Below are 12,109 nucleotides of genomic sequence, written 5' to 3'. Positions count from 1 at the left end.
CTTTCCATGCTTTCGATCCCCCGGTTTTTCGTCGCCATCAGCGCCACAACATTCGGCTGGTTCGCGTGCGCTTCGGCCGCGCCGGTTCAGTTTCACGTCGCTTCAGACGGATCGGACCAATGGTCCGGCACCCGCGCGGCGCCGAACTCCGCGAGAACGGATGGACCCTTCGCCTCGCTCGAGCGTGCCCGCGCGGCGGTGCAAAATGCCGACCGCACGGCGGGCCTCGAAGTGGTTCTCCACGCCGGCACGTATGCCCGAAGCGCGTCGCTCGATTTGGGACCGGAGGATTCCGGCACCGCCGAGCATCCCGTGGTGTGGCGAGTGGCTGATCGCGAGACGGCTATCCTTTCCGGCGCCGTCACCTTGCGCGGGTTTTGTCCGGTGGCGGACGCTGCGGTGGGCCAGCGTCTGCAGGAGAGCGTTCGCGACAAGGTAGTGTGGACCGATCTGCGCGCCCAAGGGATCACCGACTTCGGCACCCTCACGCAGCGCGGTTCGCCCGGCCTCGAGCTATTCTTTCGCGGACGGCGGATGCAGCTTGCCCGCTACCCCAACACGGAGTGGCTGCTGATCGCCGACGTTCCCCAGACCGGTCCGACGCGACTCCACGAGGGACTGGAACGCGAAAAGCGATTCGACGGCGTGCCCGCCGGCCGGCACTACGGCCGGATCACGTTCGACGACCCGCGGCCCAGCCACTGGGCGCCGGACGACAATCTCTACGCGCACGGCTACTGGACGTGGGACTGGAGCGATTCGTTTCAACGCGTGCAGTCGGTCCAGTCCGGCGGGCGCGAGCTCACCTTTGCGGCTCCGCACCACAACTACGGCTACACACGCCACCAACGCTTCTACTTCCTCAACGTTCTCGAGGAGATCGACCAGCCCGGCGAATGGTATCTCGATCGCGGTGCGGGACGGCTGTACTTCTATCCGCCCGCGACGCCGGGCCCGGACGACGTCACCGTGTCCATTCTCGATACGCCGTTCCTCCGGCTGGCCGGCGCGCGTCACGTCACCATCGCCGGCCTGCGCTTCACCGCCGGCCGCGCCGGGGGCGTGGCGGTGCGCGAGGGCGAGGACTGTCGCATCGTCGGTTGCACGTTCAGCAATCTCGGCGATCTGGCCGTGTTGATCGAGGGCGGATCCGCCCACGAGGTCCGCAGCTGCGACTTCCATGACCTCGCGCTCGGAGCCATCACGGTGAATGGTGGCAACCGGCCGACGCTGACGCCCGCGCGCCATCGGGTGTTCAACAATCACATTCATCATTTCAGCCACTGGCTGCGCACCGGGCAGTACGGCGTGATGATCGATGGCGTCGGCCAGCGCGTCGCGCACAACCTGATTCACGATGCGCCGTTCGAGGCGATGTACCTGCGCGGCAATGATCACGTGGTCGAGTTCAATGATGTGCACAGCGTCACGCAAGAGACCGGAGACGCCGGCGCGATCCATACGGGCCGCGACTGGACCTGGCGCGGCAACGTGATTCGGCACAACTACTGGCATCATCTCCAAGGCCCGGGGCTCCATGGCGTGACCGCCGTCTATCTCGACGACTTTTCCAGCGGATTCTCGGTCACCGGCAATATCTTTTACCGGGCCGGCCGCGCGGTGCAGATCGGCGGCGGCCGGGACAATCTCGTCGCGAACAACCTCTTCATCGAGTGCGAGCCTTCCGTTCACCTGGATGCGCGCGGACTCGGCTGGGCCTCGAACTACTTCGATGGACGCTACCCATGGATGTTCGAACGCTTTCGGGAAATGAACGCGGATCGTCCGCCCTACACCGAGCGTTATCCGGCTCTGGCCACGCTGCTCGCCGACGAACCTGCGGTTCCGAAAGGCAATCGGATCGTGCGCAACGTCTCGTTCGGCGGCCGCTGGTTGGATGTCTACGACTACTTCGCCTTCGACTTCGCGCGTTGCGTCGAGTTGCGCGACAACACGATCGCGGATCCGAAACTCTGGCGCCGCCGCGCAGTGAACGACGGCCGGCCCGACCCCTACTTCCTCAACATCGACGCCGTGGACGGCTACTCGCTCCTGCTCAGCAGCGATCCGGCCGCCTCGCGCGAGCTTGCGGGCAATACGCTTCAGACCACCGCCGGTCGTTTCGATCCGCTCAGCCTCGAGTTTACGGCGGTTGATCCTGCCGCGCTGGCCCGCAATGGTTACGAACCGATTCCGGTGGAAAAGATCGGCCTCGAGCGCGACGAGTGGCGCTCCATCGTGCCGCCGCGCTTCAACGGTCGTTAGTTTCCCGGTCCATCGGCGCTGCGCCATGCACGCGTTTGCGATACTCCGACGGTCGCATCCGCATCGTTTGCGTGAACGCCTTGGAGAAATGAAACACGTCGCAGAAACCGAGCTCGTCGGCGATATGCTTGAGCGAAAGCTCGCCGTGGTAGATGGCGGCGCACGCCAGATCGATGCGCCGGCGCCGCTGGTACCGGCCGGGAGACTCGCCCGTGAGTTGAACAAAGCGCTTGCGGAAATTCTCGTAGTTCAACCCCACCTGCCGCGCCACGGTCTGCGGCGAGGGCCAGCCTGCCGTGCCCGGCTCCCCCAGTAACCGCAGGCTCTTTTCCAGCCACGCGTCGCCCCCACTCTGGCGCGCATTCTCCATGTCCGTCGCCGTCATCTCGCTCAGCACTTGAAGAAAACGCCCCAGCGCCCGCAGCGGCGCCGCCACCCCGAGCAGCGGCTCGCCCTTCACCACTTCGCGCAACCGCTGATGCCAGTAATCCGGGAGCCCCAGACGCCAGATGGGCCGCCGGGGATTCAGCAGCTCCCGCTCGCGCCAGAGCGCGAACTGCGGCCCATCAAATACAAAATAGATCTGAGTCCACTCGCTTCCGCTCAGCGGCCCATAGGCGTGGGCCATGCCCGGGAACACCATCACGACATCGCCCGGCCTGAGTTCCTCCGCCACCCCCTGCTCGTCGCGATAGTAACCGCGTCCCTCGACCATCAGTACGAGCGTGAAATGTCGGAGCACGCGCATCGTCGCGGGATCAATCCCCTGCACGTTCCGCAGCAGTCCGGCCAGCTGGATTTCTCCGACGGGCGTCCGCAACGGGCTTTTCAACCAGGGTTGGGCAACATAGCGAGGCGCGGGCGGCATCGACCCAGATTTTACATCAGTTCTCCCAGTTCAACCATTTCGTTCGCGCTCCAATTGGTGTAGTCTTCCCAAGTGGCTCTGAATTTCGCGTCGGCCGCCCGGCTGTTCACGCTCGCCCTAATTACCGCTGCTCGCGTGCACTCTTCGGTTGCCTCGCCGCCGCCGATCGAGCGAACTTGCGGGAAACGCGCAGATCTCACGACGTACAAGCCGGTCCGTGGCCAAGCCTGCCCTCCCCTCTCATGAAGAAAATTTACCGCGCTGCGATTGTCGGTACCGGCTCAATTAGCGACGCCCATGTCCGGGCGGTCGATGCCACGGAGGGTCGCGTGACCCTCGAGGCCGCGGTCGACATCGACGCCGGCCGCGTTGGAGAGTTCGTCCGGCGGCACGGGATTCAGCGCCAGTTCACCGACTACGCCACCATGCTCACCCAGGTCCGGCCCGACATCGTGTTCATCGCGACGCCGCCGGCGCAGCACGCACCGATGAGCATCAAGGCGATGGAAGCCGGGGCTTGGGTGTTTTGCGAAAAGCCGCTGTGCGGCTCGCTCGCCGAACTCGACCAGATTCGCGCCGCGGAGAAACGCACCGGCTGTCACACGGCCTGTATTTTCCAGATGCGGTTTGGCTCCTCGAGCGATCACGTCCGCCGCCTGGCCGATTCCGGCCAGCTGGGCCGGCCGCTCGTCGGCGTCTGCAACACGCTCTGGTTCCGCGACACCGCCTACTATTCCGTGCCCTGGCAGGGCCGCTGGGAAACCGCGCTCGGCGGACCGACGATGGTGCTGGGCATTCACGCGATGGATCACTTCCTCCATTTGATGGGTGATTGGACAGAGGTCCGCGCCGCCGCCGCGACACTCGATCGGCACATCGAAGTGGAAGACATTTCGATGGCGATTGTGACCTTTGCCAACGGTGCGCTGGGCTCGATCATCAATAGCGCGCTGAGTCCGCGACAGGAAACTTACCTCCGGCTCGATTACCAGCGGGCGACGGTGGAACTCACCCACCTTTACGGTTACGGCCGGGAAAACTGGCGCTTCACGCCCGTGCCGCCGGCACAGGACGACGCGCTGTTGCAGGCGTGGCAATCGTTCCCGCCCGACGTGCCGTCGTCGCACGGCGCTCAGCTCAACGCGTTCGTCCGCGACATGGACGCCAAACGCGGGCCACTCACCTCCGGCGCGGAAGCGTACAAGACGCTCGATCTGCTGACCTCGATCTACAAATCGGCGTTCACCGGCGAGATCGTCCCGCGGGGCTCCATCCAGCCCGGCGATCCGTTTTATCAGACGCTCAACGGCGGTCGCTCTCCCCGGCGGTTGGTCGCGAATTGAACCGAGGGACGAACTTCCACGCGCCGGGACCGAGAGCGGCGCACGGCCGCGCTATCGGTTCACCCTCGTGGTGAACGACCGGGCCACCACACTCCCCGTGAGGCGCTTTCGCTGACCATGCTGCAGATCGCCAATGACCATCTTCGGGTCGATCTGCTCGACCCGGTTGTTGATCGGGAGCGACTCGGCCATCGGTACTGCGCTGGCGGCTACATCTGGCAGGTCCATGACCCGCGGTCCGGCCCCCTGCTGGCCGGCCCGGAGTGGCCCAAACCGGCGCCCGGCGCGTTCAACGGACAGGGTTTGCCCGAGTCATTTCGTCATCGGCGGCGTAGCGGTGAACCGCTCACCTGGAGCGGCAACCGCGGCGTCGCGCTCGGCGCTGGCGAACTCGCGCTGCTAGTCGATTCCAGCGTAAGCCTGGCGCAACCGTGCGAATGGCAAGTGGCGCTCGCGCCAGCGCACGCGGTCTTCTCGACTCGCCAGCAGGCCGTCGGGATTCACTACCGTCTGGAACGAACCGTGCAACTGGTAGCACGCACGCTCCTCTCCACAACGCGCGTGACCAACCACGGAACGAGCGCCTTCCCAGTCGAGTGGTTCGCGCATCCCTTCTTTGCGCTCACCGCCGGCCAAATTTCCGCCGAGGTGCCGGCCGGCAGCGTGCTGGTGAAAAATCCAGCCTTCGCGCTCGCCAGTCGTACGCTGACGCAGTTGCGCGTGTTTCGCGACGAGAAGGACGGTCATCTCGACACGCTGCGCCTGCCAGCCGATCAGCCGTTGGTCGTGCGACTCAACCACCCGAAACTCAGCGGCATCGACTTTCGCACCAGCTTCGCCCCCTCGGAGTGCTTGATCTGGGGCAACAGTAACACGTTCTCAATCGAACCGTATCACGCTTTCGAGCTCGGTCCAGGGGCCGCCCGCGAGTGGAGCGTCGGCTACGACTTTGGGGTGCCACTGACCTGAGTTGCGCGTTCGCCTTCAGTCGGCCGCCCTATCGAGCAAAGCAGCGCGTTCAACGCTTCCGCCATCGCCACCCCGTAGCCGCCGCCGGGCTGGCGGGCGAACAGCATGGTTGTGGTATCAGCCCGCGGCACGGTATGCCACGTCACCACTCCGGCAGGATCAACCTCGGCCCGAATCGAATCCAACCGCACCGGCCACGTTTCCTGGCCGATCACCTCGGACGCAGTCACGAAACGCCAGCCGTCGTGTGTCCGCGCCAGCACGCGGCCGGCGGCCATGGTGAGCGAGATCGTCGCCCAGAGGTTGCGCTCCTGCGCCAGCTCTTGCTCCCAAGTGACTTCACCTGCACGAGCGCCGCCGTCCGCTCCACCCGCAAGGCGCGGAGTTGCCAGCATTGCCTCCCTGAACCACTCGCGCATGGGCTCCGACAGCCCCGCGAAGAGGCGTGCGTGAGTCGCCCGCCAGAACGTCCCGTGCACGTGTGCCGGGTCGAACGCTCCGCGATCGGTCGCACACGGATACCATCGCAGCGGAAGATTCGAGCGCCACAGCGCCACATAGGCGTGCACGTCCAACCCCACATTCCATTCGCGTTTCACTCCCGCCGTCGAGCCCGCGTTGAGCAGGACCGCGCGGGTCTTCGCCCGGACCAATTGCGGATTGCGGTTGTAGGCCGCTGCAAGCGCCCGCGCTGAGCCAACAACCGATATCATGACAGGCTGCGGACTGCGCTCCAGCAGCTCCAGCAAAAACGCGATCCCGACCTGTTCTGATGGCGGTCGATCGGCGGCCGTATCGTTTGGATTTCGCAGCGGATGCCTGGGGCCGACCGCAACGGGAATTGTCCGCCCGACAATCCGTCCGAGTCGCGCCACGGACTCGAGGCCCGGGGCGCGTGCGATATCGTATCCGATCGGCGCGGGCACAAGAAACCGATCCGTCACGTCGAGGACTACGCCCTGCAGGTCGAACTCCGGCAGCGCTACGATCGTCGCCAGGTCGATATGGTCATCCGGGTCCTGCGGCGGGTCATAAAGATCCGTCAGGTGGATGAGCGGAATCCGTCCGGCCTGCTGGCACGGCACAGCGAACATTGAGGACAGCAGGCCGATCACGCCTGCAGCGAGGAAAAGCCGCGCGATCGGTCTGTGCCGCCACATCGTCTTTGCTTCTCGATCTGCCGACTCAGCTCCCGACCACCAGCACTGCCTTGAAGAACAGCAACACAAAGCCAACCAATCCACAGCACCCCAGGAAGCCGAGCACGTCGTAACGATCCCATCTCGTCAGCTCCCAATTCGTGCGCGGAAACAACCTGAGGTGATCGAAGCGGCCCGGATCGGCGTAACTCGCCTCGATCTCGCGGGCATCCTCCTCGAGGGTTGCGGCGACGGGCGTCTTCAGCCGGGCATAAAAACGCGCTACCCGCGCCGGTTCCGTCGGCTTGGTTAGCAGGCTGGCGATCATCAGGATCGCAATGGGCAGCAGTCCATCCACCATGTACCGGGTCGTCATCAGCATCGCGGGACTAAACCCGGCCACGTCGAAGCCCAACAGTGAAACGAGATACGCCTCGACTCGGAACAATCCTTTGCCCGTTCTGGGCGAGGAGAGATCGGCGGGGTTCGTGCGGACCACCCCTTCCTCGAAAAAGACGGAGACCGGCTCGATCACGCGCGTTCGTGCGATCATTTCGCCCGCGGCCTGCGCTCGGCCCGCCGCCACGTCCTCCAGCGTCGCGGCGCGCCGGACATGCTCCGTCCGCTCGCGAGTCATGACGGTCAAGGCCTCTGACTGCGCGAGCGTCGGAATGGCCGGCACCAACGACGGAATCACTGCGATGAACACCAGCGTCGCGATTACCTGGATGCGCACGGCAGCCTCGGTCACGCGTCGCCACAGGAAAATCATCGTGATCGGCACGCCCCAGACCACGAGCAGCACGATGACGAACTTCAGGATCGCGACGACGCTGTTCATGTAAAGACCGACGCCGACGCCAAGCGCCAGCACGACCGGGACCGTCACGCGCGCCACGATCATGTAGTGCCGCTCCGATCGGCCGGGCAGCAGCGGCTCATAGAGGTTCTTCACCACCAGTCCGGAAAGCACCACCGACTGCGCGCCGAGCAGCGCGAGTTTTCCTCCGAGCAGTCCGATGATCATCAGGCCGATCAGGCCGACGGGCAGCAGCGCACGCGTCAGCAGTCCCCATGCCTGGTCTGGATCGGAAAGGTTCGGGCCGAACAGCGCGATCGCGATCAGCCCACAGAAGGCCCACGCGATCGTGACGAAGCGTTTGCCGAAGCCGCCGGTCACTGCGCCAAAGCGCGCGGCCATCTCATTCTTCGCGGAGCCCGCGATAGTCATATTCGCCTGCGATCCGACGATTCCGACGATCTGCACGAACAGCAACGCGCCGATGGAGTACCAAGTGTACTCGCTCGCCCCGTCCCCGCCGAACAGATTGAACATCACCGCGGGCACTTTCTCGTGCAATCCCGACACTCCTCCTATTCGCAGCAATCCAAACGGGATGAGCATGGTGGAGATCAGGATCACCAGAATTGCCTGCACCGCGTCAACGACGGCCGAGGCCTTCAGTCCTCCCAGCATCACAAACACGGCGACCACCGTCGACGATACGAGGTAGAACGTCACCGGATGTAGATACGTGACGTATGGCTGCAGTTCGCCGCGGTCATAGTAGTCTTTCAGCAAATCGTAGCGCGCAGCCTTTGCCGGTTCGAGGGCCGCAGCCGTCCGTTGCGCGCGCAGGTCGGCGAACTCGTGATAGTACGCGACTCGTTGCTGTTCCTGCACGGTGTAGCTCGCCGGATCCTTCACCATCAAGGGCTGCAGCGTTTTCAACGCGACCACGTTGCCACTCGCGATCGCTACGATGGCCATCAGGATCGTCGTGACCGCGTAGAGGGTGGCCAGGAAGCGTCGGCCAAACCGGTCTTCAAAGAGGTCCGCCATCGTGGTCAGCCGCACGCGGCGGAACCACACCGTGGTGAACCAGTAGTACGGCGTGAGAAAAAGCGTGATCAACGCGAGCCACGCACCGCCGGCCCCCTGGCGATAAACCGAACTCGCCGTAGTCGTCGCCTGCCCCGGATCCGCCATCGTGCCAAAGCTGAGGAAAAACTGGAACCAGCGCCCCAGCGAGCGCCCCCCCAGGAAGAAGTCCTTCTCCCCCTTCACCCCATGCGCGAGCGCCTTGCCGATGAGCAGAACGCCGATGATGTAGGCGACAACGATGAGCGCGTCGACGGGATGAAGTCCGAGCAGGGTCATGAGGGGTAACAAATCCGAGGATTAAGGTTGGATAAGAATTGGAGAACCGGTGGCCGACGGCGTCGGTGTGCAGTTGTTCCGAAGCGGTCGTTACGGGAAAGGCCACCAGCCGAGCCCGCGCAACCGCTGGTCGACACCCGCCTTGACGAACATCCGCTCCGTCTCCGCCGCCGAGCGCCGGACGACCGGCACGGATGCGTCGTTGGCCAGCGCCACAACCAGATCGCTGATCACTTTCGCCGAATCAGCGACGATCGTGACCGGCAGCTTGTCGATCGTGTCGGCGAAGTCGTGATAGTACCGAACCGACTCGCGATCGATCGGGCCGTGAAAGGTGATCGCGCGCACTCCGGCCAGTTGAAATGGGGTATGGTCGCTGCCTGTCCACAGGTTGTTCTGCACGCCCAACGGCAGCCGCCCGTCGCCGCGGCGCGCGTTCCACTGCTCCAGCCAGGGTACGAGACTTTCGTCGCCCAATGCATTTACGGCCTGCGGCACGCCCACCATGTCGAGATTGATCATCGCGATGATAGGGGTGTCACCGAGCCGCGCCGCCTGCTCCCGCGATCCCCACAGCCCCTGCTCCTCACCGTTGAACCAGATCAGCTCGACCGTGCGCTCGAGCTTCCGCTCGCGCAACGCATCGGCCAGCGCGAACAGCTGCGCCACCCCGAGTCCGTTGTCGATCGCCCCCTGCCCGATGTCCCAGCTGTCGAAGTGCGCTCCCACCACGATTCGCTCCGGCGCCCGGCCCTTGAGCGTCACCGACAGATTCGCCGTTTCGACGGTGCGGCAGCGCGAGCGCGTTTCGAGGCGCACACGCATCGGTTCACCGCGCTGCAGCCTTCGTGCGCACCAGCGCGCCTCCTCGTCGGTCAGCGCGTAGACGGGGACAGGCAGCGGCTCGCCCACGTGACTGCCCGTGCGCAGGAGCAATTGCCCGCCCGATTCCCGCCCGCCGTAGAGCAGCCCGCGCAGTCCCCGCACCTGAGCGAGTTCCACTGTCGCGCGCAGGGAGGCTGACGAACTCGACGTGATCAACCCCACCGCGCCCGCGATTGATCCAACCGGCCACTCCTTTTCGCTGGCCGCACCGAGGTTCACGAGATCCGCCTCAAACGCTGGGTGCGGCTGCACGTAGCCGAACGCCGCGGCGCGGAGTTTGCGAGGAACCGGCGTCAGCAGTTCCACCCGATCATCGCCTCGCTCCCAGCCAGGCATCGAAAAAGAGCGCAGCTTGGGTTCGAGCCCAAGCGCACGCAGTTCCAACGCGAGCCGCGCGAGCGCCGCCTGCGCCGGCGGCGTGCCCGTCAATCGTCCGCCGAAATCGTCGCAAAGCCGCGTCAGCATGGCATGCGCGCGTGCCGCCGACTCGATCACCGGCTCCGGCAGCTGCTCCGGATTGTCGCCGGTAGCGGCAGGCGCCGCGACCCACAGCGCGAGAGCCGCCAGCACGGCACGAGTCAGTCGCTCAACGCTCATGAACTCGCTCCGTGATGCTCAGCGAATTGAAGTCGAGGATGCGTTCCAGCCGACCGTGTGTCAGAGTCAATCGCCGTGATCCTTTTTCCGCATTCAGGTACGGCCCCTCGAAGAGCTTCCATTTCGTGTAGTCGACGGGCTGTCCGTTCACCACCGGCGCAGCGCCGAACGTGCAAACCACCTCCTTGCCGCGCAACGTGGTGAACTTCACCGTGGGCACCGGCTCGAGTTGATACTCCAGCGGCAGCGCACGGATTGCGGCTTGGAACGCCGCGAAATCCGCAAACTCGTCGACACTGGCTGCCTGCACGATCGTCCCGTTTTTCAGATGCGGACTGTAGAGGCGCTTGTCACCGGTGTCCGCGCGCTCGCCCGTCCACGACGACTTGATTCGGGCCAATGGCTGCAACTCGTAGCCCGCCAAGGGGCGGTACGCCAGGTAGGCCCTGCCGCCCTGGGCGAAGATCCATCCGGACGCGTCCACCGTGAGATGGACAAGATCCTTGGAGAAGAAGCCGTTGATATGGGGGAAGCGCTCTCCCGGCGGAATGTTGTAGAGCGCGATCACTGTGTCCAAATCCTGGAACACCTGCTCGAAGCGCGAGCCGCCGAGAAATTTGTCCGGCGAATCGTACGAGGCTTTGCCCTCCTTCGTCACGCCCTTGATCATCTGATCGGGCAGTTCGGTGAAGTAGGTCTGCATGTCGTAGCTCGACGACACCGGATGCATCGAGAACATCGTGTTGTGTACCCCGCGGGGATCCGGCACCGCCCACGTCACATCCCACACGTGGGTCTGAATCGGATCGGCCATGCCGCCCTGGTACGAACCCACGGCATAGTCGCGCCGGGTGTAGTTGGTCCTGTAGATCGGCGCCATGAGCACGTCGCTGTTGCGCCAGCGACGGCGGGTCCGCTTGAGGTCCCGCTGGACGTAGTCCCCCTCGCGATCGACCGCGATCCGGTAGATCACTTCGGGCACTTCGTAATGGCGGGCCACGGTCGCGAAGTACACGCCCCAGCCTCCGTAGCCCGCCGGCGGTGGCGTGTTGCCAAAAGCGAGCCAGCTGAAGAAGGACGCCAGTGCGTTCCAGCGCTCGATCACCGACGTGTCGTCGGTGCGGGCGTTCGCCCCGTGCAGCACGCCATTCAGGGTGTTGGCCGCAAGGTCGGCCAGGATCCAGTCGAGTTTCATCTGTCCGCGCAGCCGCATCGCCGGATCCTCCGCCCAGGTCGCGAGGTACAGCAGCGGGATCGCGTATTCGCCGATGTAGTGCGTGGGATTGAATTCCCCCTGGCCGATCGTCGTCGCCAGATTCATCCAATCGAGCAGATAACCGCGCGCCTCCGCCAGATTCTCCGCGGAGCTCTTGCCCGTGTACCAGCTGTCCGCCGGCTCGTCCGGGTACAGCTCGGCCATCAGGTACAGCGAGGTGTAGTACATCACCCAGTGGTTTTCCGTGTCACCGCGCATCTGCATCCCGCGGCGCCACGCCTCGCGAATGGATTGCCGTGCCTCTGGCGAAAGCTGGTCGCGCCCGAGATACGCCACGCCCACGACGGGAAACATCCAAAACGGTCCGCTGCCCGGCGTCTTCATCAGTTCGATCACACTGCGCGAGCAGAGGTCGGCGTCCTCGCCCCGTGCAAGCTTGGCGGAAATTCCCGCCAGGTCCGTGATCAGTTCGCCCGGCTTCACGCGGCTGCAGCGCCAGGCGAGCACTTCGTCAACGCGGGCCAGATAGGCCGCCCGACGCTGATCAGCCCGCTCGATCACCGTCGGCGCCGCCGGCGGAGCTTCAAAGGACGGCTGCGCCCGTAGCGTGAAGTTGATCGCGAGCACCAGGCCGGCAAGGAAAAGCGTTCGTGATGTCATGATTGA

General features: G+C 64.8%; 7 protein-coding genes and 2 pseudogenes. 3 read left to right on the top strand and 6 right to left on the bottom strand.

Annotation, left to right across the window (positions count from 1 at the left end; genetic code table 11):
* Positions 1-6 precede the first annotated feature (6 nt).
* Positions 7-2,265 carry a right-handed parallel beta-helix repeat-containing protein gene (locus OTER_RS14755; protein WP_012375729.1) on the top strand — a complete coding sequence of 753 codons (2,259 nt, stop codon included), beginning with the start codon at positions 7-9 and terminating at the stop codon, positions 2,263-2,265.
* Here OTER_RS14755 and OTER_RS27060 read toward each other — a convergent pair.
* Positions 2,252-2,473, bottom strand: a pseudogene (locus OTER_RS27060) (helix-turn-helix domain-containing protein); the annotation flags it as partial. The gene OTER_RS14755 and the pseudogene OTER_RS27060 overlap by 14 nt on opposite strands.
* 312 nt (positions 2,474-2,785) lie before the next feature.
* Positions 2,786-3,013: pseudogene (locus OTER_RS27055) on the bottom strand (AraC family ligand binding domain-containing protein); the annotation flags it as partial.
* A 362-nt stretch (positions 3,014-3,375) separates the two neighbouring features.
* On the opposite strand from OTER_RS27055, the gene OTER_RS14745 reads away from it, so the two are divergent.
* Both OTER_RS14745 and OTER_RS14740 read left to right on the top strand, forming a co-directional pair.
* Positions 3,376-4,476: a Gfo/Idh/MocA family protein gene (locus tag OTER_RS14745; RefSeq protein WP_012375727.1), complete on the top strand. Its 1,101-nt coding sequence runs from the start codon at positions 3,376-3,378 to the stop codon at positions 4,474-4,476.
* Between the two features lie 117 nt (positions 4,477-4,593).
* Positions 4,594-5,445 (top strand): aldose epimerase family protein, encoded by an 852-nt coding sequence (locus tag OTER_RS14740; RefSeq protein WP_012375726.1) that lies wholly within the window; start codon positions 4,594-4,596, stop codon positions 5,443-5,445.
* On the opposite strand, the gene OTER_RS14735 is transcribed toward OTER_RS14740, so the two are convergent.
* The 4 genes from OTER_RS14735 to OTER_RS14720 all read right to left on the bottom strand — a co-directional run bounded on the left by OTER_RS14735 (position 5,418) and on the right by OTER_RS14720 (position 12,103).
* Complete coding sequence (locus OTER_RS14735) at positions 5,418-6,539, bottom strand: hypothetical protein (protein ID WP_044892544.1); 1,122 nt, start codon at positions 6,537-6,539, stop codon at positions 5,418-5,420. The two genes, OTER_RS14740 and OTER_RS14735, sit on opposite strands and share 28 nt — an antisense overlap.
* 91 nt (positions 6,540-6,630) lie before the next feature.
* The gene (locus OTER_RS14730) at positions 6,631-8,745 is read right to left on the bottom strand and encodes a sodium:solute symporter family protein (RefSeq protein ID WP_012375724.1); all 2,115 of its coding nucleotides are present in this window, start codon (positions 8,743-8,745) and stop codon (positions 6,631-6,633) included.
* A 90-nt stretch (positions 8,746-8,835) separates the two neighbouring features.
* Entirely contained in the window at positions 8,836-10,227 is a 1,392-nt protein-coding gene (locus OTER_RS14725) for a M28 family metallopeptidase (protein ID WP_012375723.1), read from the bottom strand.
* A complete protein-coding gene (locus OTER_RS14720) occupies positions 10,217-12,103 on the bottom strand; it encodes a hypothetical protein (RefSeq protein ID WP_012375722.1) in 1,887 nt (628 codons plus the stop codon). The genes OTER_RS14725 and OTER_RS14720 overlap by 11 nt, the downstream gene beginning before the upstream one ends.
* Positions 12,104-12,109: the final 6 nt, after the last annotated feature.

It is taken from the genome of Opitutus terrae PB90-1 (assembly GCF_000019965.1).
GTDB classification, from domain to species: domain Bacteria; phylum Verrucomicrobiota; class Verrucomicrobiia; order Opitutales; family Opitutaceae; genus Opitutus; species Opitutus terrae.
This window is presented reverse-complemented; position numbering and strand designations above follow the sequence as displayed.